Annotated in this window: 13 protein-coding genes and 2 pseudogenes; 5 read left to right on the top strand and 10 right to left on the bottom strand. The window is 73.9% G+C overall.

Annotation, left to right across the window (positions count from 1 at the left end):
- Positions 1 to 1,034 (bottom strand): glycosyltransferase family 2 protein (locus AB0C12_RS31920; protein ID WP_360553575.1); only part of this gene is annotated, 1,034 nt, incomplete at its 3' end.
- 357 nt (positions 1,035 to 1,391) lie between these two features.
- Here AB0C12_RS31920 and AB0C12_RS31925 point away from each other — a divergent pair.
- Positions 1,392 to 2,708, top strand: coding sequence for a glycosyltransferase (locus AB0C12_RS31925; RefSeq protein WP_360553744.1), 1,317 nt, complete (start codon positions 1,392 to 1,394; stop codon positions 2,706 to 2,708).
- A complete protein-coding gene (locus AB0C12_RS31930) occupies positions 2,705 to 4,312 on the top strand; it encodes a glycosyltransferase (protein WP_360553576.1) in 1,608 nt (535 codons plus the stop codon). Before AB0C12_RS31925 ends, AB0C12_RS31930 begins: the two co-directional genes overlap by 4 nt.
- A gap of 59 nt (positions 4,313 to 4,371) precedes the next feature.
- On the opposite strand, the gene AB0C12_RS31935 is transcribed toward AB0C12_RS31930, so the two are convergent.
- The 6 genes and pseudogenes from AB0C12_RS31935 to AB0C12_RS31960 form a co-directional block, all read right to left on the bottom strand.
- The gene (locus AB0C12_RS31935) at positions 4,372 to 5,748 is read right to left on the bottom strand and encodes a thiamine pyrophosphate-dependent enzyme (protein ID WP_360553577.1); all 1,377 of its coding nucleotides are present in this window, start codon (positions 5,746 to 5,748) and stop codon (positions 4,372 to 4,374) included.
- Between the two features lie 121 nt (positions 5,749 to 5,869).
- Positions 5,870 to 6,166 (bottom strand): annotated as a pseudogene (locus AB0C12_RS31940) (thiamine pyrophosphate-binding protein); the annotation flags it as partial.
- Between the two features lie 83 nt (positions 6,167 to 6,249).
- Positions 6,250 to 6,633: a hypothetical protein gene (locus AB0C12_RS31945; protein ID WP_360553748.1), complete on the bottom strand. Its 384-nt coding sequence runs from the start codon at positions 6,631 to 6,633 to the stop codon at positions 6,250 to 6,252.
- 145 nt (positions 6,634 to 6,778) lie between these two features.
- A pseudogene (locus AB0C12_RS31950) lies at positions 6,779 to 6,940 on the bottom strand (STAS domain-containing protein); the annotation flags it as partial.
- Between the two features lie 383 nt (positions 6,941 to 7,323).
- Positions 7,324 to 7,893 (bottom strand): hypothetical protein, encoded by a 570-nt coding sequence (locus tag AB0C12_RS31955; RefSeq protein ID WP_360553578.1) that lies wholly within the window; start codon positions 7,891 to 7,893, stop codon positions 7,324 to 7,326.
- A 77-nt stretch (positions 7,894 to 7,970) separates the two neighbouring features.
- Positions 7,971 to 9,542 (bottom strand): AMP-binding protein, encoded by a 1,572-nt coding sequence (locus tag AB0C12_RS31960; RefSeq protein WP_360553579.1) that lies wholly within the window; start codon positions 9,540 to 9,542, stop codon positions 7,971 to 7,973.
- Between the two features lie 96 nt (positions 9,543 to 9,638).
- Between AB0C12_RS31960 and AB0C12_RS31965 the strand changes: the two genes are divergently transcribed.
- The 3 genes from AB0C12_RS31965 to AB0C12_RS31975 all read left to right on the top strand — a co-directional run bounded on the left by AB0C12_RS31965 (position 9,639) and on the right by AB0C12_RS31975 (position 16,531).
- Positions 9,639 to 13,007: a BTAD domain-containing putative transcriptional regulator gene (locus AB0C12_RS31965; protein ID WP_360553580.1), complete on the top strand. Its 3,369-nt coding sequence runs from the start codon at positions 9,639 to 9,641 to the stop codon at positions 13,005 to 13,007.
- A gap of 144 nt (positions 13,008 to 13,151) precedes the next feature.
- Positions 13,152 to 15,320, top strand: a complete 2,169-nt coding sequence (locus AB0C12_RS31970) for an ATP-binding protein (protein ID WP_360553581.1) — start codon at positions 13,152 to 13,154, stop codon at positions 15,318 to 15,320.
- Complete coding sequence (locus tag AB0C12_RS31975) at positions 15,317 to 16,531, top strand: response regulator (protein WP_360553582.1); 1,215 nt, start codon at positions 15,317 to 15,319, stop codon at positions 16,529 to 16,531. The genes AB0C12_RS31970 and AB0C12_RS31975 overlap by 4 nt, the downstream gene beginning before the upstream one ends.
- Here AB0C12_RS31975 and AB0C12_RS31980 read toward each other — a convergent pair.
- The 3 genes from AB0C12_RS31980 to AB0C12_RS31990 all read right to left on the bottom strand — a co-directional run bounded on the left by AB0C12_RS31980 (position 16,497) and on the right by AB0C12_RS31990 (position 21,749).
- Positions 16,497 to 17,687, bottom strand: a complete 1,191-nt coding sequence (locus AB0C12_RS31980; protein ID WP_360553583.1) for an HD domain-containing phosphohydrolase — start codon at positions 17,685 to 17,687, stop codon at positions 16,497 to 16,499. The two genes, AB0C12_RS31975 and AB0C12_RS31980, sit on opposite strands and share 35 nt — an antisense overlap.
- Before the next feature lie 61 nt (positions 17,688 to 17,748).
- Positions 17,749 to 20,016: an ATP-binding protein gene (locus AB0C12_RS31985; protein ID WP_360553584.1), complete on the bottom strand. Its 2,268-nt coding sequence runs from the start codon at positions 20,014 to 20,016 to the stop codon at positions 17,749 to 17,751.
- A complete protein-coding gene (locus AB0C12_RS31990) occupies positions 20,013 to 21,749 on the bottom strand; it encodes a S8 family peptidase (RefSeq protein ID WP_360553585.1) in 1,737 nt (578 codons plus the stop codon). The genes AB0C12_RS31985 and AB0C12_RS31990 overlap by 4 nt, the downstream gene beginning before the upstream one ends.
- Positions 21,750 to 21,758: the final 9 nt, after the last annotated feature.

Genomic DNA, 21,758 nt, shown 5'->3' on the forward strand with positions numbered 1-21,758 from the left:
CCCCGTTCGGTGGACACCGGCGCCAGCTCCCCACTGCGGTCCCCGAGCCCCGGCACTCGCCGTTCGGCGGTCGTCGGCGCCGTGACGCCGGCGCGCTGTTCGCGGCGGCGGCCCAGGACCAGGTCGCGCAGGTTGTGGCGCAGCTTCGGCGGGATCAGCCAGATCTGCAGGAAGGTCAGGTAGTCGATCGGGCCGGGACGGCCGTTCCGGCGCGCGTCGCGCAGCAGCATCCCGAAGGTGCGGGCGCTGCGGGTCGGTGCGGCCATCGAGCTGATCACGCTCATGAGCAATGCCGCGTACGCGCGTGGGGTGAGCAGGTGACGGCTCCGGTGCAGCCACTCGAGCTGCCCCTCCCAGGGTGAGCTCAGGGTGATCCGGGGGCGGTCCTCGTCCTGGTGGAAGACCACCAGCGCCTCGGCCGCGATGACCAGGTCGACCTCGTCGTGGCTGACCGCGCGCAGCACCCAGTCGAGCTCCTGCATGCGGCGCAGCCCGACGGTGAACGGCTCGCGGCGCAGCAGCGCGGTCGGCGCCATGATGGTCGACGTCTGGATGAAGCCGTCGCCGTAGAACAGGCCGCGGCGCACGGTGAGGTACTCGCTGACCGGCTCGCCCGGCGCCGGCAGCCGGCGCGGCAGGACCGAGTCGGCGCGCGGGGTGCGGTTGATCAGGCGGCTGGCCACCACCGGCATCGCCACCCCGGCGTCGCGGGCCGCGTCGAGCTGCACCGCCAGCTTCTGGGGCAGCCACTCGTCGTCGTCGTCCAACAGGGCCGTCCAGGGTGCGCGGGCCTCGCGGACGCCGACGTTGCGGGCGTTCGGGGCGCCACCGGAGCGAGGCAGCACCAGCACCCGCAGCCGCGCGTCGGTGATCAGCGCCAGCGCGTCGCTGGTCGCCTCGTCCGGGCCGTCGACCACCACGATGACCTCGAGGTTGCCCACCGTCTGGGTCAGCGCGCTGCGGACCGCACGCGTCACCAGTTCCGGACGGAAACGCGTCGGAATGACCACGCTGACTTCGGGCAGGGCATCCATGGTGAACCTCTCAACTCCGCAATGAGGACGAGCGCATTGGCGTGAGCGAATCGCAGTGCGAGCCCCCGCGGCGCGCGGGGCACGGGCTGGAAATTACGCAGCGAGAACGGCCGGCGGGTTAATAGCCGGTGGATAATGCAGGTAGAACGCGGAAGCACCTGCGGCTTTCCACGACGTACGCCGGTTAACATCAGCTGACCGGTAAATGGCGACAATGCCAATAGCAGCCGAATTCCCGACGCCGATTGCCTTTTCCGGGCGGCCCTATACACTCGCCGGCATTCGTATGGCAGATCGGCAGGCTCGGGGAAGGCGTACGTGACGATCGACGAGGCCGGGGCCGGCCGGAGTGTCGTGATGCTGGTCGACAACGGCGTCGTGGGCGACTCCCGGGTGCAGAAGACCGCCCAGTCGGCCGCCGACGCGGGGTGGGACGTCGTCCTGCTGGGCTGTTCACCGACCGGGGTGGCCGAGCAGTGGCGGCTCGGCGGCGCGGAGGTGCGCCTGCTCGTGATGACCGGTCCCGCGACAGGAACGGGTGGCCTGCGCGCCCGGCTGCTGGCCCGCGGTGGACCGCTGCTGCGCGCGGCGCGGTGGGCCCGGCGTCCCCTGGAGTACGCGCAGGTGTGGTTCTGGCGGGCCGTCGAGGGCGATCGGGCCTGGCGGCGGCTGGAGCCCGGCCTGTGGAACTACGAGCGGGCCTTCGGTGCGGTGATCGACGAGCTGGCGCCGGACCTCATCCACGCGCACGACTTCCGGATGCTGGGAGTGGGGGCGCGGGCGGCGCTGCGGGCCCGGGCCGCCGGTCGTCCGGTCAAGCTGCTGTGGGACGCGCACGAGTTCCTGCCCGGCGCCCGGCCGAGACGGGACAACGCGCGGTGGCTGCCCGCCCATCTGGCCTACGAGCGGGAGTACGTGCCGTACGCGGACGCGGTCGTGACCGTCTCCCCCATGCTGGCCGAGCTGCTGCAGCGCGAGCACCGCCTGGCCGAGCTGCCGGCTGTCGTGCTCAACGCCCCGGCGGTCACCACGCCACCGCGGGACAGCGGCGTGGCGCCCGATCTGCGCCGGCTGTGCGGCCTGGACGACACGACGCCGCTGCTCGTCTACAGCGGATCCGCCACTGTCCAGCGTGGACTTGACACGGTCGTGGCGGCGCTGCCCCGGCTGGAGGGTGTGCATCTCGCGTTGGTCGTCGGGGACGCCTCTGCGCCGTACGTGCGGGAGCTGCTCGCCACCGCGGCCCGGCTCGGAGTCGCCGACCGGGTCCACACCGTGCCCTATGTGCCGCACCGGCAGGTGCCGGCCCTGCTGGCGTCGGCCGACGCCGGGCTGATCCCGCTGCACCACTGGCCCAACCACGAGATCGCGCTGATCACCAAGTTCTTCGAGTACTCCCACGCCCGCCTGCCCATCGTGGTCAGCGACGTGCGCACGATGGCCGGGACCGTCCGGGCCACCGGGCAGGGTGAGGTGTTCCGGGCCCGGGACGCGGCCGACCTGGCGCGGGCGGTCCGGGCCGTGCTGGCCGATCCGGTCCGCTACCGCGGGGTCTACGAAGGACCGGACAGTCCGCTGCCCGCGTGGACCTGGGAGGCCCAGGCCCGGGTGCTCGACGCGCTCTACCGGCGCCTGCTGGCCGGCCGCACGATCAAGGAGAACACCGCGCGATGAGCGTGCCCGACGTCAGCATCGTGGTGCCGGTCTACAACACCATGCCGTACCTCACGCAGTGCCTGAACTCGCTGGTGGAGCAGACCATCGGACGCGAACGGCTGCAGATCGTCGCCGTGGACGACGGCTCGACCGATCGCAGCGGCGCGGAGCTGGACCGTTTCGCGCAGCGCTATCCGGAGCTGTTCACCGTCATCCACCAGGCCAATTCCGGCGGCCCGGCCGGCCCGTGCAACCGGGCGCTCGACGTCGCCACCGGCCGTTACGTGTTCTTCGTCGGAGCCGACGACCACCTGGGTCCGGACGCGCTGCGCCGGCTGGTGGCCGCGGCCGACACGTACGGCTCCGACGTGGTGCTGGGCCGGGTGGTCGGCGTCAACAGCCGGCACATCTACCAGGACATCTTCGCCCGCGACGAACCCGACCTGGACCTGTTCGACTCGCCGCTGCCCCGGTCGCTGGCCAACACCAAGCTGTTCCGGCGGGAGCTGCTCGAACGGCACGCCATCCGCTACCCCGAGGACATGCGGATCGGCAGCGACCTGCCGTTCACCCTGGAGGCGTGCTACCGGGCCGGGCGCATCTCGGTGCTGGCCGACTACGACTACTACTTCGCCGTCCGGCGCTTCAGCGCCACGAACATCACCTACCTCAGCCGGCACCTGGACCGGTTGCGGACCGCCGAGACGATCGTGGCCTTCGTGGCGAAGCTGATCGAGCCGGGCCCTCGCCGCGACGCCGTGCTGCTGCGCCGGTTCGACCACGAGGTGGCCCGTCTGCTGGAGGATGACTTCCTGCTGCTGGACCGGGCCCTGCAGGCGCAGCTCCACGAGGGCGTGGGCCGGCTGGTCGCCGACCATCTCAGCGAGGACATCGCGGCCGAGCTGGGCGCCGAGACCCGGATCCGGATGGCGGTGGCCCGCGACGGCGGCCTGGACGACCTGCTGGCCGTCATCCGCCAGGACGCGCGCCGCGGCGCACCGGGCACCCTCGTCGAGGACGGCCGGTGGTACGCGCGCTATCCCGGCTTCCGCGACCCCGGCCGCGGGCTCCCCGACTCCTGCTTCGAGGTGACCGCGCACCCGGACTGGGCGGCCCGCCTCGACGCGACCGGGCTCGACTGGGAGACCGACGAGCGCGGCCGGCGGGTGCTGACCATCACCGCGCGTACGCCCGTCGCCGATCTGTCCGCCCTCGGCCTCGATCGGATCGCCGTGAGCGCCGAGGAGGTGCCGGCCGAGGTGAAGGTCGTCGGCAGTGACGAGACGGGCACCACCGTACGGATCAGCTTTGCCGCAGCGGAGCTGGTCGCCGCCACCGCGGCGACCGGCCGGCGCCGGATCGTCTCCTCGCAGGCCGGGGAGTTCGACGCGACCCGCGCGCTGGGTGCGGTGAGCGCGACCGGCGCGGCGGGCGCGATGGCGGTGCGGGCGCCCGCGCTGCGCCACCCGAAGCCGCTGGTGCTGCGGCGGGGCGCTCGTTTCTTCGCGCTGACCTGCACGGTGGAGGGCTCCGGCCGGCTCATGATCTCCGTGGTGCCGTTGACGCCGCAGCGGGTCAGCGCCCAGGTGCGCCGGATCCTGCGCCGGCGGAGGGCCGGGTAGATGCGCGCGGGGTGATCGGCAGCGCCCGGATGCCCGACGTGGCGCTGCGGAACGTTCGCTCAGCCGGCCGGGTCGTCGTAGCCCTCGTCCGCGCGCTCCCGGCGCAGGTGGGCCTCGGCCCGGCGGGCCGTCTCCCCGCCCTCCGCGGCCAGGCCCGCGTACATGCCTTTGACCTTCTCGAACGGGCGCCCGGGAGGCAGCAGCGGGACCGCCGGGTCGACGACGGCGTCGATGACCACGGGCCGGTCGGCCGCCAGCGCGGTGTCCCAGGCCGCCGGCAGGTCGCCGGGCGACGTGACGCGCAGCCCCCGCAGGCCGAGCAGCTCGGCATAACCGGCGTACGGCACCTCCGGCAGCTGCTGGGAGGTGGCGAACCGCGGCTCGCCCTCCATCTCGCGCTGTTCCCAGCTCACCTCGGCGAGGTCCCGGTTGTTCAGCACGCAGACCACGAACCGCGGGTCGGCCCAGTCGCGCCAGCGGGCGGCCACGGTGACCAGCTCGGCGAGGCCGGTCATCTGCATGGCGCCGTCCCCGGTCAGGGTGATCACCGGCCGGCCGGGGGCGGCCAGCTTGGCGGCGATCCCGTACGGCAGCCCGCAGCCCATCGACGCGAGGGTGCTCGACAGATGGGCCGGGACGCCACGCGGCAGGCGCAGGTGCCGGGCGTACCAGTAGACGACCGAGCCGACGTCCACCGCCACCTGGGCGTCCGCGGGCAGCCGGTCGGAGAGGGCGTGGACCACGAACTGAGGGTTCAGCGGCTCGGCCGGGGCGGTGGCGCGGGCGGTGGAGATCTCGTGCCACCGGCGTACCCATGCTTCGACCTGGTCGCGCCAGGCGCGGTCGGGGCGCGGCGGCACCTCGGCGAGCAGGCCGCGTACCGTCTCGGCGGCGTCGCCCAGCAGCGGCACCTCGATCGGATAGCGCACGCCGAGCTGCCGCCCGTCGATGTCGATCTGCACCGCCCGGGCCTGCCCGGGCGCGGGGTAGAACTCGGTCCACGGGTCGTTGGTGCCGATCAGCAGCAGAGTGTCGCAGTTGCGCAGGAGCTGCTCGCTCGCCGTGGTGCCGAGGTGGCCCATCACGCCGGTGTGGAACGGCAGGCCCTCGTCCAGCACCGGCTTGCCCAGCAGCGACGCCGTGACGCCCGCCCCGAGCCGATCGGCCAGCTCGACGATCTCCGCGGCCGCGCCGTACGCGCCCTGACCCACCATGATCGCGACCCGCTCGCCGGCCCGCAGCACCTCGGCCGCCGCCCGCAGGTCCTCCTCGCGCGGCAGGACCCGGGCCGGGCGCAGGCCCGGACTGGTGACCATGACGCCGTGCTCGTGCGCGGTCGGGTCGGGCGCGGGCGCCGACTGCACGTCGTGCGGCAGGATCACGCAGGTCGGGCTGCGGGTGGCCAGCGCGGTCCGGAAGGCCCGGTCGATGAGCATCGGCACCTGCTCGGGGGTGCGCGGCCTGGACGAACTGGGCGCACACGTCGCCGAACAGCCGGACCAGGTCGATCTCCTGCTGGTACGCGCTGCCCAGCACCGTCGAGGCCTGCTGCCCGACGATCGCCACGACCGGCTTGGAGTCGAGCTTGGCGTCGTAGAGGCCGTTGAGCAGGTGCACCGCGCCGGGGCCCTGGGTGGACAGGCAGACCCCCGGCCCGCCGGTGTACTTCGCGTGCCCGACAGCCATGAACGCGGCCGCCTCCTCGTGCCGGGCCTGCACGAACGTGGGTTTCCCGGCCCGGCGCAGCGCACCCATCACGCCGTCGATGCCGTCCCCGGAATACCCGAACACGCGGTCCACCCCCCAGTCACTGAGGCGTTCCACGAGCAGATCCGCGACCGTACGCTCAGCCATGACGTTCTCCTCCCGGTGGCAGGTCCCGTCTACCCCGCCGCGCCGGGCTCAATCGGCGGATCCGGCCGGACCTCGGCGGGGATCTACAGGGTTCCGGCCGCCGGCCGGGCCGCGCGGCGTCGAGCGGCTCTCCCGGCCCACCCCGCCGCGGCGAAGCCGGCCTCGACCGCCGCGTCCAGCAGCGCGGCACGACGCCATCGGGGCGACGTCGCCGCCAGCGCGACGCACGTGCCGGTGTGCAGCGTGTCGACGACGGTACCGAGACCCGCGACCGGGCCGGTCGGCGAAACAGCGCTCGCGGCCGCCTGGACGAGGTGCCGGGCCGCGAGCACCCGGGCCACCGTGACGGCGGCGGCCGGGACCGGACCCGGGCCACCGGCCCGCACCACCACTTCCGGTACGACCAGCAGCACTCCCGCCCAGCCGGCCCTCGCCAGGGCCGTGGCCCGCACCCCCGGCATCGTCATTTCCTGTTCTCCCGCATCGCGCCGCAGTACCCCGCTGCGTACGGGTGACACCTGGCGGCGACCGCTGCCCGGACGGCAGCAGGGTGGCCGCGCCGACCAGGGTCAGGATCTTGACCACGGTCGGGCTCACGCCGGTGATGCGCAGGCTCACCCGGCGGTGGGTGGCGATGCGGTGCACGACGATGATCGCGCCCGCGCCGGTGGCGTCGAGCAGGGTCACCGCGGCCAGGTCGATGTTGACGCCGGTGACGTCGCCGCGGTCGAGCAGGGCCATGATGGACTCCCGGAGCCGGGGTGCGTGCTGCATCTCCAGTTCTCCGCGCACGAGAACGTCCACGATTCCCGAGCCGTCGGCCTCGATGTCCAGCACGCCGGGCTCCTTTCCGCCGGATGTCCTGCCGCGGCCGGGTCGCCGGGTCGCGCGTGGATCAGGCCTACCCCTGGTCGGCGCCTTCTAACGGCCATCGGACCGGACTTCGAACACCGTGCCGTCACCGGCCGGTCGGCCCTGACGATTGCATACTGGGCGAATGACTCAGGAGTCGGCCGTCCGGGAAGCAGCCGCCCTGCTGACGCGGCGGAGGCGGCGGCCGCCGGTCACCTGCTGCCGACCATCGGGACCTCCGGGCTGGTGCACCCGGCCGCGCAGCTGCTGCCCCGGCTGGTCGACGCGGCCGGCTGATCAGCGCTTCAGCCATCTCGGTGCCCGCTCTCGGCGGCGACCGGCCGGCGCGCGGGGGGTCCGGCCGGCCGGCGCCGACGGATGAAGGCTCCGGTGGCCCGGGCCAGCAGGTACTCGTACAGGGCGGCGCCGAGATTCGCGCCGATGAGGAAGACCAGGGCCTGGCCGGAGGTGATCGAGTCGGTGAGCGCCGCGGCCCCGAAGGCGCCGAGGTAGTACGGCACCTCCTTGGCCAGCTCGGTGCCGACGTATCCGGCCGCGGCGGCCACCCGGTGCGCGCGCACGCCGGCCCGTCGCCGCCGGGCCACCTCGTACGCCACCTTGGACAGAATGTTGGTGCTCGTACCCGTCGTGGTCAGCAGCGCCCAGTTGGCCCGGAGGTTGGCGTGCAGGCCCCAGCCCCAGGCGGCGTAGCTGAGCAGCAGCAGGGCCGGCAGTCCCGGCGTACCGATCGGGGTGAGAAGGCCTGAGGTGACCGCGGCCGTGCCCACCGCGGCGGCGAATGCGTCCAGCGCGTACGTCGACGCGACCGTGGCGCCGAGGCTGACGACCCAGCTCAGCAGTCCCCCGCGTGCCATGGGCGCCCCTCTCGCCGCGGGTGCCGGCCGCACCCGAACATCTGAGTGCGGCCGGGCCGCCGGAAATACCAAGGTCGTCACGGACGGCGGGCCCGTTCCGCCTCGACGAGCACGCGGCGCAGCAGTTTGCCGGCCGGGGAGCGCGGCACCGACTCGGTGATCCGCACCGCCCGCAACCGCTTGTACGGCGCGACCCGCTCGGCGACGTACGCGAGCAGTTCCTCCGCCGTCGCGGGACCGCGCAGCGCCACATACGCGACCGGCACCTCGCCGGCGTCCGGGTCGGGCCGCGCCACCACGGCCGCGTCGGCGACCGCCGGGTGGGTCAGCAGCAGATGTTCCAGCTCGGCCGGCGCCACCTGGTAGCCCTTGTACTTGATGAGTTCCTTGAGCCGGTCGACCACGTACAGGTAGCCGTCCTGGTCGAAGTAGCACAGGTCGCCGGTGTGCAGCCAGCCGTCGACGTCGATGGTCCGGGCGGTCGCGGCCGGGTCGTCGCGGTAGCCGCGCATCAGCTGCGGGCCGCGTACCCACAGCTCGCCGGTGCGGCCGGCGGCCAGGTCCGTGTGGCTGCCCGGGTCGACGATGCGCGCCTCGGTGCCGGGCACCAGCCGGCCGACCGAACCACGCCGGGGCGCGTCGAGCGGGCCGCCGGAGATGAGGGCCGACGTCTCGGTCATGCCGAGGCCCTGCGCGACGGCGCAGCCCAGCCGCTCGGCACACCGCTGTTCCTGGTCGGCGCCCAACGGTGCGGCACCGACACCGATCGCCCGCAGCGAGGACAGGTCGTAGTCGCCGACCATCGGGTGGTACGCCAGCGCCAGCGCGATCGGCGGGACCACGATGGTCAGCGTCGCCCGGTGCTGCTGGATCAGGGTCAGGAAGGCTTCCAGGTCGAAGCGGCCCATCGTGACGACCGTGGCGCCGGCGGCCAGGCTGCCCGGCAGCACCAGGTTGAGGCCGAGCGCGTGGAAGAACGGCGCCACGGCGATGACCACGTCCTGCTCGTGGAAGGCCAGGGAGGCCTCACCCTGCCGGACGTTGGTGACCAGCGCGGTGTGCGTCAGCTCGACCCCTTTGGGCAGGCCCGAGGTGCCGCTGGAGAAGGGCAGGGCGGCCAGGTCGCGGTCCGGGTCGATCGGCACGCGCACCGGCGGGTACGAGTGGCCGGTCAGCTCGCTGAAGGGGGTGGCTCCGGGGGCCGTACCGAGGACGAACACCTCCTCGACCCCGGCCCGGGCCGCCGCGGCCACCGCCTGCTCGGCCAGGGCCGGCACGGTGACCAGCAGCCGGGCCCGGGCGGCGGTCAGCTGGGCGGTGAGCTCCTCGACCGTGGACGCCGGGCTCGCGCCGGTGACGATCCCGCCGGCGGCCATCGCCCCGTACGCGATCACGGCGTACTCCGGCAGGTTGGGCAGGAGCACGGCCAGGACGTCGCCGGGCGCGAAGCCCCGGGCGACCAGGCCGGCGGCCGTCCGGTCGACGCCGGTGGCGAGTTCGCGATAGGTGAGCGCGCGGCCGGTGGCCCCGTCGATCAGGGCCGGCTTGTCGCCGAGCCGGGCGGCGTGCCGCAGGACGAGTGCGGGCACGGTGCTCCCGCCGGTCTCCACATCGGGCAGGACACTGCGGATCGTGCTGGAAAGAGTCATGTCCGCGACCGTAGGAAGCAAGCGTGTGCGGTCCGTTTCCCGACCGTCAGCGCAGCGTGGTTCGCGGTAAGGTCCCAGCTGACGACGGCGGTGACGATGGCGCACGAGGAGCTGCGGGTCCGGGTGCTCGGCTCGGCCGAGCTGACCGTGGGTGGGCGTCCACTCGCGGAGCTGGCGTCCGTCAAGGCGGCGGCCCTCGTGTTCTACCTCGCGGTCACCGGCACCGCGCACCCCCGCTCCGCGCTCGCCGGGCTGCTCTGGAGCGAGCTGCCCGAGCCGACCGCACGGGCGAATCTGCGGCTGGTGCTCACCAAACTGCGCCGGGCGCTGCCGGAGCACGTGGTCGCGACCCGGCAGACGGTCGCCCTCGCCGCCGACAAGCCCGTCTGGGTGGACGCCGCCGAGGTCGCCCGGGCCGCCACCGCCGAGCACGACGGCACCGACCTGGCGGCGGCGGTACGACTCTGCCGCGGCGATCTCCTCGACGGCTTCACCGCGCCCGGCGCACCGGTGTTCGACGAGTGGCTGACCGGGCGCCGCGCCGCCGTCCGGGCCGACATGCTCGCAGTGCTGGAACGCGCGCTGCGCTGCGCCCGCGACCAGCGGGACACCGCCACCGGCGTCGAGGTCGCGCGCCGGATGCTGGAGCTGGACCAGCTCACCGAGGAGGCGCACCGGGCCCTGATGTGGTTCCTGGCCGCCGCGGGCCGGCGCAGCGCCGCCCTGGCCCAGTACGAGACGTGCCGCTATCTGCTCCGGGAGGAGCTCGGTGTGGAGCCCTCGGCGGCCACCTCGGACCTGCGCGACAAGATCGCCGCCGCCGCCGGCTTCACCGAGCTGCCCGGTCCCCCGCCGGTCCCTGAGCTCCCCCGGCCGCTGACCTCGCTGATCGGGCGGACGGGCGAGCTGGACCGGCTGCACGCGCTGCTCAACGACCCCGCGTGCCGGCTGGTCACGCTGGTCGGCCCGGGCGGCATCGGCAAGACCCGGCTGGCGGTGGAGATCGCGACCGCCCGGCGGGAGCACCACCGCGACGGCACGGTGTTCGTGTCGTTCGTGGGCACCGAGGACACCGCCGACGTCGTGGTGAGTGCGCTGGCCCGGGCCCTGGGGACCGCCGGTACCGTGCCCCGGGATCCGCTGGAGGTGCTCACCGAGCATCTGGCCGAGCGCGAGATGCTGCTCGTGCTGGACAACCTCGAGCACTTGAGCGCCGCCGCGGCGACGATCGCCGGCCTGCTGCGCCGGGCACCGGCGACGCAGATCCTGGTCACCTCCCGCCGCCGGCTGGCGCTGGGCGCGGAGTGGCTGGTCGAGGTGCCCGGCCTGCCGTGCCCGCCGCCGGGAGCCGGGGCCCGGACCGCCGGGTACGAGGCGGTGCAGCTCTTCGACGAACGCGCGCGGCTGCTGCGCCCGGGTTACGCCTCCGGTTCCGGCGACGAGGACGTGGCGCGGATCTGCCGGCTGGTGGCGGGCGTACCGCTGGCCATCGAGCTGGCCGCCCGCTGGGTCCGCGGCGCGGCACCGCGGGCCATCGCCGACCGGCTGGCGGCCGGACCGGACCTGCTGGAGACCACGTCCGCCGACGTCGAGCCCCGGCACCGCAGCCTGCGGACGGTCATCGACTGGTCCTGTGAGCTGCTCACCGCGGAGGAGTGCGCTGTGCTGCGCCGGCTGTCGGTGCTGCGCGGCGGCTTCGACCTGGCCGCGGCCACCGCCGTCGCGGACGCGGGCCTACCGGTGCTGGCCGCCCTGGCCGACCACTCGCTGATCACGGTCGGCCCGGACGGCCGGTACAGCATGCACGAGCTGCTCCGGCAGTACGCCGCCGAACAGCTAGCCGCCGACCCGGCCCAGGAGTCGGGCACGCGCCGCCGGCACGCCGAGCACTTCGCCGCCCGGCTGAGCGGACCGGCCGAGGCCGGGCCGGAGGCGGAGAATCTGCGCGCGGCCACGGACTGGCTTCTCGCGCACGCCGATCCGGTCACCCTGGACGCGCATCTGCTGCGCCTCTGGCCGCTGTACCGGCGGGCGGGCTCGTTCCGCGAGGCGACGACCTGCTTCGGTACGGCGTTGCGGCGCGACGATGTCACCCCGCTGCACCGGGCCCGCTGGGAGCGCCTGCTCGGCGAGGCCCACCAGCAGCTCGGCGCGGAGCACGCGGCTCGGCACCACCTGGAGCAGGCACTGGCACTGCTGGGCCGGCCGGCGCCGGTGTCGGCCGCCGGCGGGCTCCGGGTGCTCGCGGGACAGACACTGCGCCGGCTCGTGGCCGGTGGCCGGCCGCAGCACCGCGACGACCTGCGGGAGATCGATTACGAGCGGGCCGCCGCCGGATTCACCATCATCGAGGTCTACTGGGTGCTGCAGGAGCGGACGCCGGTCCTGCCGACCTCGCTGCGGGCCCTCGCCGACGCCGAGCGCGCCGGGGACCTCGACCTGGCCCTGCGCTGCCGGGCCGGGCTGGGCATGGTGCTGGGCACGCTGGGCCGGCACCGGCTGGCCCGGCGCCACCTGGACGCCGTCACCGCGGCCGCCGAGCGGACCACCGATCCGGTGTCCATCTGCTGGGTCGGCATCGTCGGCGGCCTGCACTGGCTCGGGACCGGCGACTGGACCGCGGTCGAAACCGTCGCCGGCCCGGTCCGCGAGCTGGGCCGGCGCACCCCCATGCACCGGTGGAGCGACGAGACCCTGCTGATCTCCTCGGTCGCGCACTACCTGACGGCCCGGTACGAGCAGGCAGCCGCCGTGGCCACCGAGGCGATGACCGCCGGCCGGGACCGCCGGGATCCGGTCGTGCAGAAGTGGGGGCTGCTCGTGCTGATCGAGACCGCCCTGCGGACCGACCCGGCGGATCCGGCCCTGCCCGGGTGGCTGGCCGAGGCCGAGCGGCTGCTGCCGGAGGTGCTCGGTATCGACACCGGCCGGCTGCACGTGGCGCGGGCCCGGCTGGCCCTCATCGCCGGTGACCGGGCGGCGGCCTGGCAGGAGATCCGCACGGCGGACCACCTGGTGGGCCCGCAGCCCTCGCTCGAGCAGTACGCGCTGGAGGCGCACGCCGGCACGGCCGAGGTGTGCCTGGCCCTGCTCGACGCCGGCCCTGGCCCTGGACCCGCGCCGGCCGCCGCCGCCTCCGCCGAGCTGCGCACGACGGCGGCGGTCGCCGTGCGCCGGCTGCGCCGCTACGCGAGCCGGTTCCCGATGGCCCGGCCGCGGGCGTTGCTCTGCACCGGCCGGCAGGCCCTGCTCCGCGGTCACCACGGCCGCGCGCTGCGGGCGTGGGCGCGGGCGGCGCGGCTGGCCGAGGAGCTGCGGATGCCGTACGAGCTGGCCCGCGCGCACGAGGAACTGGGCCGTCACCTCGCCGCGGGACAGCGGTCTCCGTTGGGGCTCGACGGGGCCGCCCACCTGGCCGCGGCCGCCGCCGGATACCGGGCCGCGGGCTGTCATTCGACGCTCTGACCTGGGCGGGAGCAATCCGGGCGCATCACGGCTTAGGCCCACGGCGGCCACCTCGTCTCTGAGAGTATGAGGCGATACAGGTCATCAGTCCGGTAACTGGTGGTTCTCCGTCTGGCTGGAGGGACGGCCGTGGCAGGTGGGGCGTTGTGGGTACGACGCCGGCTTCGTGGCACGGACACGATGCTGGGCCAGGTCCGCACCCTGTTCCTGGGCATTCTGCTGCTCTGGCCGCTGTTCGGGCTGTGGGGTCTCAGCGGTCACCGGTCCGCGCTGGCCGTTCCGGCCGTACTGGCCGCGCTGGTCGTGGTGGGGTGGCTCTACGCCGGGTACCGCCGGCAGCGGTTCCCGGCCTGGAGCTGGATCTTCGAGGGCGCCTGCGTCGGCCTGGTGGCCGCGGGATCGGACTTCGGCATCACCATCGGCCTGTGCATCGTCTGGGTCAACTTCCGGTCGCTGTACGGCCGCCTGCGGGAGAAGATCCTCGCGGTCCTGGTGATCTGCGCGATGATGGGCTTCGGCTTCGTGCAGTTCGACATCCCGGCCGGGGTGGCGATCCCGCTGTGCTGCACCGCGCTGATCTCCCTCGGCGTCAACCACGTCCTGGCCCGGGGCAGCAGCGCCCGGGACCGTTCGGCCGACCGGGAGGGCACTCTGGCCTCGGCCGGCGGCGGGCTGGTGGCCTCCACCACCCGGGGTGAGGCGATGGACGTGACCCTGGGCGCCGCGCTCAGCATGGACCGGGCCGCGAGCGCCGCGCTCATCTTCACCGTCACCGGGCCGGCTCTGCACGTCATCGCCGCGGCCGGGCACGTGGGCGGCGAGGCCTCCGGCTGGGTCACCGAACTGGCCAAGCTGCCCGAGCAGACCCGGGCCGCCCTGCGGCCGGGCGGCTACGCCATGGTCTGCGACGAGGCCGCGGCCGAGGTCACCGAGGTCCTCCGGCTGCCACCGCACGAAGTGGTCATGCTGGCGCCGATGGCCGCGCACGGCGACGTCTTCGGCATGCTGGTGCTGGCGCTGGACCGGCGGCCGACCGACGACCTGTCGGCGTCGATGACGACCCTGGCCGACGAGGCGGCGCTCACCCTCGACCAGCTGCTGAGCCGGTCCCGGCTGAGCATCGTGGTCGAGCACTCGGCCGACGCGCTCATCCTGGCCGGCGAGGCGGGCCTGATCCGCTTCGTGAACCCCGCCGCGGAGATGATGCTGGCGTGCCCCAACGAGGAGCTGGTGGGCAGCGACATCTGGTCGCTGGTGCACGAGAGCGACGTGGCCGCCCTGCGCGACGTCGCGTCGTCGTTCGAACGGCCGGCGGCCCTGCCCTGCCGGATCCGCGGCCGGGACAGCACCGAGTGGACCGACGTGGAAGCCCTGGTCGAGTACGTGAGCGAGCACGACGGCTCCCGCAGCATCGTCTTCACCGCCCGCGACGTCTCCGAGCGGCACCGGCTGGAGCTGGAGCTGCGGCACGCGCAGAAGCTGGAGTCGGTCGGCCGGCTCGCCGCGGGCATCGCGCACGAGATCAACACACCGATCCAGTTCGTCGGGGACAACGTGCGCTTCCTCGAGACCGCGTTCACCGACCTGGACCGGCTGCTGGCGGCGTACCGGGAGCTGGTGGCGACGGCGCAGGGCCAGGGTGACATCGAGGCCGCGCTGGGCGAGCTGGAGACGGTGGCGACCGACGTCGACATCGAGTTCGTGATGGAGGAGGTGCCGGTGGCGATCTCGCAGACCCTGGAAGGCATCAACCGGGTCGCCCACATCGTGCGCGCGATGAAGGCCTTCGGCCACCCCGGCACCGAGGAGAAGAGCCGGGCCGACCTCAACGAGGCCATCAAGAACACCATCGTGGTGGCCAACAACGAGATCAAGTACACGGCCGACGTCGAGACGGACCTCGGTGACCTGCCGCTGGTGCACTGCCATCTCGGCGACATCAACCAGGTCGTGCTCAACCTGGTGGTCAACGCGGCCCACGCGATCGGCGCGGCGGACCGCGGCCGGGGCACCATCCGGATCAGCACCCGGCTGGACGACGGGTACGCCGTCATCGAGGTCGCCGACACCGGCACCGGCGTACCCGCGGAGATCGCCGACAAGCTGTTCGACCCGTTCTTCACCACCAAGGAGGTCGGCACCGGCACGGGTCAGGGACTCGCCCTGGTCCGTACCCTGGTGGCCGATCGGCACGGCGGAACGATCGACTTCACCAGCACGGTCGGGGCGGGCACGGTCTTCACCGTACGGCTGCCCGTGGCCGGCCTCGACGAGCCGCAGCCGGCCGGCCAGCTCGCGGAGGCGTCGCTGTGACCGGGGCGCCCGTCGTGACGCCACGGCCGCACATCCTCTTCGTCGACGACGAGCCCCGGATCCTCGGCGGCCTGCGCCGGATGCTGCGGACGCACCGGGACCGCTGGGACATGTCCTTCGCCGAGGGGGCCGAGGCGGCCCTGGCGGCGTTGCGGGACCGGCCGTGCGACGTGATCGTCTCCGACTACCGGATGCCCGGGATGAACGGCGCACAGCTGCTGGAACGCGTGCGCCTGGAATACCCCGGTACGGCCCGGGTGATCCTCTCCGGCCAGACCAACGAGGACAACCTGCTCAGCATCATGGTGCTGGCCCACGAGTTCCTGACCAAGCCGAGCTCGCCGGAGCAACTGGTCGCCACGGTCGAGCGGCTGATCGACGTCCGGAGCCCGACCGGTACGGGCGCCCGCCCCGACCGCGCCGACGTGCAGTCGCTGCCGAGCCCGCCGCACACGCTCGTCGAGCTCATCGAGGCTCTGGACTCCGACGACGTGTCGGCGTACTCGATCGGCACCGTCATCGAACGGGACCCCGCCGCCACCGCCAAGGTGCTGCAGCTGGTCAACTCGTCGGCGTACACCGTGGGGCGCAAGATCAGCGACGTCGGCCAGGCCACCGCCCTGCTGGGCGTGCAGACGGTACGCGGCCTGGTGCTCATGCACGACCTGATCCGCACGTTCGACGTCAGCGGCGGGCTGCCGGTGGAGTGGCTGGAGGCGCTGACCCTGCACTCGGTCGAGACGTCGCGGCTGTGCCGGATGTTCGCCGACGGCACCGACTGGGAGAGCAACGCCTTCACCGCGGGCCTGCTGCACGAGGTCGGGCAGCTCGTGCTCGCCTCGATGCGACCGCGGGAGTTCGCCGGGTCGCTGGCGGTATGGCGCGCCGCGGATCCGGCCGACGCCACCTTCCTGTGCGTGGCCGAGTCCTCGATCATCGGCTTCTCGCACATCGACGCGGGCGCCGACCTGCTGCGGTTCTGGGGACTGCCGGATCCGGTGATCGAGGCTGTCGCAAGCCACGCCGTGACAGTGCAGCCGGCCGCGGTCGCCGACGCGTCCACCGCCGTCGCGCTGGCCCACGTGGTCGTCGAGGCGGAGCTGGGACCGGTGTGCGGACCGCTCGGCGCGACGCCCCTGGCCGAGGATCAGCTGACCGAGCGTGACCTCGCGGTGATCACCCGATGGCGACGGGAACGCTCGCGGCGCTGACGCCGGCCTCGTCCAGGATCATCAGGGGCTCGGCGACGCCGTCCTCGAGCGCGGCGAAGTTGCGCAGCCGGGTGATGAGACCGACGGTGACCTCCTGACCGGCGTTGACCAGCAGGACGTCCGACCGGTTGCGGACGGCCGCGGCCAGCACCATGCCGGCCTGCAGGTCGGCCAGCATGACGCCGCGGATCGTCTCGGCGGCCGCCGCGGCGGTGGACGAGAAGGCCTCCAGCAGGGCGGGATCGTAGAGGTGCGACTGGGTCCGCAGGGTCGCCAGCGCCACCGTCGGTGACATCCCCTGCAGCAGCAGCGCGTCATGGTCCTGCACCAGCCGCAGCAGCCGGCCGCCGAACGGGATCCGGTCGCCGGCGACGCCGTCCGCCGGCGTGCCGGATCCGTCGAATCCCTTGTGCGAGTAGTGGATGCACTCGGCCACCGGGGCCATCCGGGGAATCGGCGAGATGAGCTGCTCGGCGACGGCGGGCAGCTGGTCCACCATCTCCTGCTCGGCGGGGGCCAGCTCGGCGCCGGAGTCCAGTTTGGCGGCCACGGTCGGCGGCAGCGAGACGATGCCCAGCTGCGCCATCTCGACGGCGAGCTCGACGGCCCACCGGTCCTCGACCTCCACCTGGTCCAGGATCGCGGAGGCCACCCGGCGCATCCGGGCGGCGCGGCCGAACGCCGCCGGGCTGGCCAGCGACAGCACGTCGGACAGGGCCTTGACGCTGCCCTGCAGGGTGCGTTCCAGCAGCTCGCGTTCGGACACCACCAGCTTGTGCTGGGTCACGCAGTCGCGCAGGGCGGCCGTCATGGTCTCGGTGTCGACCGGCTTGAGCAGCATCCGGAACACCCGGCCCTGGTTCACGGTGACCGCGGCGTCGGCCAGGCTGGTGTGGCCGGTGAGCAGCATGCGCGTGCTGGTGGGAGCCGCCTTCGCCGCCGCGGCCAGGAACTCGGCGCCGTTGATGCCGGGCATCAGGAAGTCGGACACGATCACCGCGAACGGGTCGCCCGGCTTGAGGGCGAACAGGCCGTTCGCGGCGCCGACGGCGGTCTCGACGGTGAAGTCGCGGCGCAGCTGCCGGCGGAGGCCGTCGAGAAGGTTGGGCTCGTCGTCGACCAGCAGGATCCGGGGTTTCTCGACCGGCGTCGTCATGCGGGCTCCCTGCTGGTCCGAGCAACCTGGTCCGAATTACCCCAATATATCGATTACGGGGCTATTCGGCGGGTGGTTCGGGGTTCGCGCGGGTCAGCGACAGAGTGAAGACCGATCCGCTGTTGAGGGCGGAGACCACGGTGACGTCGCCGCCCATCGCCCGGGCCAGCCGGCGGGCGATGAACAGGCCCAGGCCGGTGCCGCTGGTGCTCATCGTCATCGGGTCCTCGACCCGGTGGAACTTGTCGAAGACCTTCGCGAGCTGGTCGGCCGGGATGCCGCGGCCGTGGTCGCGGACGTCCACGTGCACCCGGGCCCCGTCCAGCCGCATACCGATCGCCACCTCGGTGTCCTCGGCGGAGTACTTGAGACCGTTGCCGATCAGGTTGGTGAGCACCTGCAGGGCCCGGCCGTCGTCGCAGTGGGCGAGGACCGGGCCCGGCGGCAGGTCGAGCACCAGGCGCGCGGAGCCGAGGTCCCGGGCCGCCTGGGTGGCCAGCGCGCACAGGTCGTGGGTGCCCGCCGACACCTGCAGCGAGACGTCGTCGGGGTTGTCGCCGAAGCGCGAGGCGAGCAGCAGGTCCTCCACCAGCCGGGACAGGTGCCCGGCGCGGTCGCCGATCAGGTTCAGCGCGTCCAGGCGCTTCTGCGGGGTCATCCGTTCGCCGCGCGACCGCAGCAGGTCGACGTAGCCGATGATCGGTGTCAGCGGCGTACGCAGCTCGTGCGAGACCATGGCGATGAAGTCCGACTTGAGCCGCTCGGTGCGGTACTCGCGGGTCAGGTCGCTGATCACCACCACGTCGCGGACCAGCAGCCCGGCGGTGAAGACGGCCGAGTGCGCGAGCCGCAGCCGGCGCGACTCGCCGTCCCGGCGGCGGACGGTCAGCTCGGCGACGGCCTTCGGCTGCTCCACCGACACCGGCATGAGCAGCCGGTGTTCCTCCTCCACCGGCACGTCCAGCACCGTGGCGAGCGGCCGGCCGGTCGCCTCGGCGGCGTCGACACCGGTGATGTCGGCCAGCGCGCGGCTCCACACCTGGACCGTGCCGTCACCGTCGATCACCATGATGCCCTCGGCGGACTGCTCCACGACCGCCTGCAGCTTGCTGGTCTCGTCCACCAGCCGGTCCAGGTGCTCGGCGCCGCGCATGGCCACGGCGAGCGCGCTGGCCAGGGAGGCCAGCAGAGTGACGTCACCCGTGGTCATCCAGCCCCGGCTGCGGTCGCGGGTGGCGAAGGCCGCCGTACCGAATCGGCGCCCGCCGCCCTGCACCGGTACGACCACCATGCGGCGCAGTCCGCCGGGCAGATCCTCGGCCAGATGCACCGGGCCGTCGATACGGCCGAGCGTGGCGAGATGCCGCGGGATCGGCCCGGGCCGCAGCGCGGTGGGGTCCGTGCTCTCCACCGACAGGGCCGTGTCGTCGTTCTCCAGCACCACGACGGCCAGGTCGGCGCCGAACGCCTCCCGCACCAGCACCAGGAACTGGCGCACCACGTCCTCGCGCTCGGCCAGGGCGTGCGACAGCTGGAGCAGGCACGCGGACCGGGCGTGCTCGTCGGCCTCCCGCGCCGCCGCCCGGTACGCGTAGGTGACGGCCAGGGCGGGCATCGCCATGAACGGCAGCAGCAACGGTGAGTGCAACGCGATCTCGGTGGTGGTCAGCCCGGTCACCATCGTCCCGACGGCCATGTACGCCGACAGCCGGGCCTCCGAGCGCACGATCCGCCACGGCGCGACCTTGTTGAGCACGCCCAGGATCTGCGCCAGGCACAGCAGGTTCACGCCGGTGAAGGCCAGCGTGCCCACCACCACACCGACCAGGACGCCCAGGGTCATCTCACCGGGCCGGCCACCGAGCAGATGCACGATCAGGATCAGTACGGCGGTGGCGGCCGTGTAGGTCCCGAGGTTGAAGACGGCCTTGACGACCGGTCGCCGTTGCAGCGTGCCGGCCAGCACGAGCCCGGCCGCGGCGGCGATGAGGGCGCCGCGGGGCGGCAGGAGCAGCACGTCGATGATGAGCGCCGCCTCGTAGAGGCTGAGTTCCTCGACCGCCTCGCCGTGCCGCAGCCGCACCACGGCCAGCTCGGCCAGGCAGCTCAGCACGGTCAGGCCGGGCAGCAGCGCCGTGGCCGGCACGCCGAGCCCGCGCAGCACGCTGTCGTGCCCGGCGAGGCCGAACGCCACGACGCCGGCCAGGGCGGCGCCCACCAGGACGACGCCCACCACCCGGCGCTGGATCGGGTCACGCAACTGGGTGCGCAGGGCGCCGACCGCCCGGGGTATCCCCGGACGGTCGGCGTCGGCCTGCGCTGAACTCACGAGCTGGGCAGCCAGGCCCAGGCCCGGGCGTTCCAGCGGTCCGCCGCCCAGGCCCGCGCGGCCCAGTCGTCGGCGGCCCAGGCCCGGGCCGCCCATTCCTCGCCCGCCCAGGCCCGGGCGGCCCAGTCGTCGGACGCCCAGGCCCGCGCGGCCCACGCCCGGGCCGCCCAGGCCCGCGCCACCCACTCACTGTCGGCCCAGGCCCGCGCCGTGAAGTCCGAGCCGGCCCAGGCCCGGGCGGCCCAGGCCCGGGCGGCCGGGTCGAGCTGCGCCCAGGCGCGGGCGGCCCAGTCCCGGGAGGCCGGGGTCAGCTTCTTCCACGCCTTGTCGGCGGCCGGCTGGTCGCCGTCGACCAGGGCCTCGGAGAAGGCGGCCCAGCGCTTGGCGTCACGGCCGACGGTGGTGGTGTCGGCGTCGTACTGCTGCTGCGCCTGGCCCGCGTTCCAGCGGGGCGCGGCGGCGAGCACCCGGGCGGCGTCCAGGCCCCCGGCGCCGCCACCGGACGCGCGGCTCAGCCCGGCACTCGGGTACGCGGTGCTGACGAGCAGGTTCTTGATCGCGTCGGGCCGCAGCCTGGGCTGCACGGCCAGGGTGCCCGCGATGACCCCGGAGGTGACCGCGGCGGCCATCGAGGTGCCGGAGCCGCGGAAGTAGCCGTCACCGACGCGGGCCTGCGGGTTGCCCGTGTCGACCACGCTGCCCGGCGAGCGCAGGCTGACCACGTGGCCCCCGGCTGCCACCAGGTCCGGCTTGGCGTCGCCCTGCCAGGTCGGCCCTCGGCCGGACCAGGCGCCGACCACGTCGTCGCCGCGGCCGGCCGTGCCGGCGGCGTCCAGCCCGCCCGTGGTGAGCAGCAGAGGGTCGTTGCCGGGCGAGGTGACCGAGCCGGTGCCGGGTCCGTCGTTGCCCGACGGTACGACCACCGTGACGCCCTGGTGCCACAACGACTCGAGCGCCTGGGTCAGCGGATCGATCTGGTACGGCAACGGGCTGTTCGAGGACAGCGACAGGTTGACCACCTGCACGTCGCGGCGGTGGTCGCTGACCCACTGCAGGCCGCGCAGCACCGTGGTGAGGTCGGTACGCCCGTCCGCGTCGGCCACCTTGACGTCGATGAGCTTCGCCCCGGGCGCCACGCCCCGGTACCGGCCGTCCGACGCCTTGCCGGTGGCGGCGATCAGGCCGGCCATGAACGTGCCGTGGCCGTACCCGTCGCCGGCGCCGGTGCCGGTCAGGTCGACCCGGCCGGCCAGCTGCCCGGCGAGGTCGGGGACGTCGGCGATGCCGGTGTCGACCACGGCCACCGTGACGCCGCGGCCCTCGTCGCCGCCGGCGGGCAGGCCGACCATCTGGCGGACGGTGGCCGTACCCGCGGTCCCGGCCGGGGTCTCCGCCTCGGCGACGGTGATCTCCCGCTGGGGGGCCACCGACCAGGCCGGGTCGAGGGTGCTGCCCTGCAGCAGTTGCGCCGCGACGCCGCGAACGACCGGCAGTGAGGTGACAACTCGGCCACCGGCCGCGCGGACCGCGCGGGCCGCGCCCTCGGCATCCGTACCGGTCACGACGACGTCGTGCCATTGCGCGGCGGTGGCCCGCGCGGCGGACGGAGCCGGGAGGCTGACGACAGCGAGGGCGGCGGCGACGATTGCCGCGACGCGTCGGCGGTTCACGGCGGCGGCGCCGGCCGATCCCGCCAGGCTGGTGAAGTTCACGGTCTGCGCACTCCGTCTCACTGTGAGTAA

Origin of the sequence: Actinoplanes sp. NPDC048967, assembly GCF_040649415.1 — a bacterium.
In the GTDB taxonomy this organism is placed as follows: Bacteria; Actinomycetota; Actinomycetes; order Mycobacteriales; family Micromonosporaceae; genus Actinoplanes.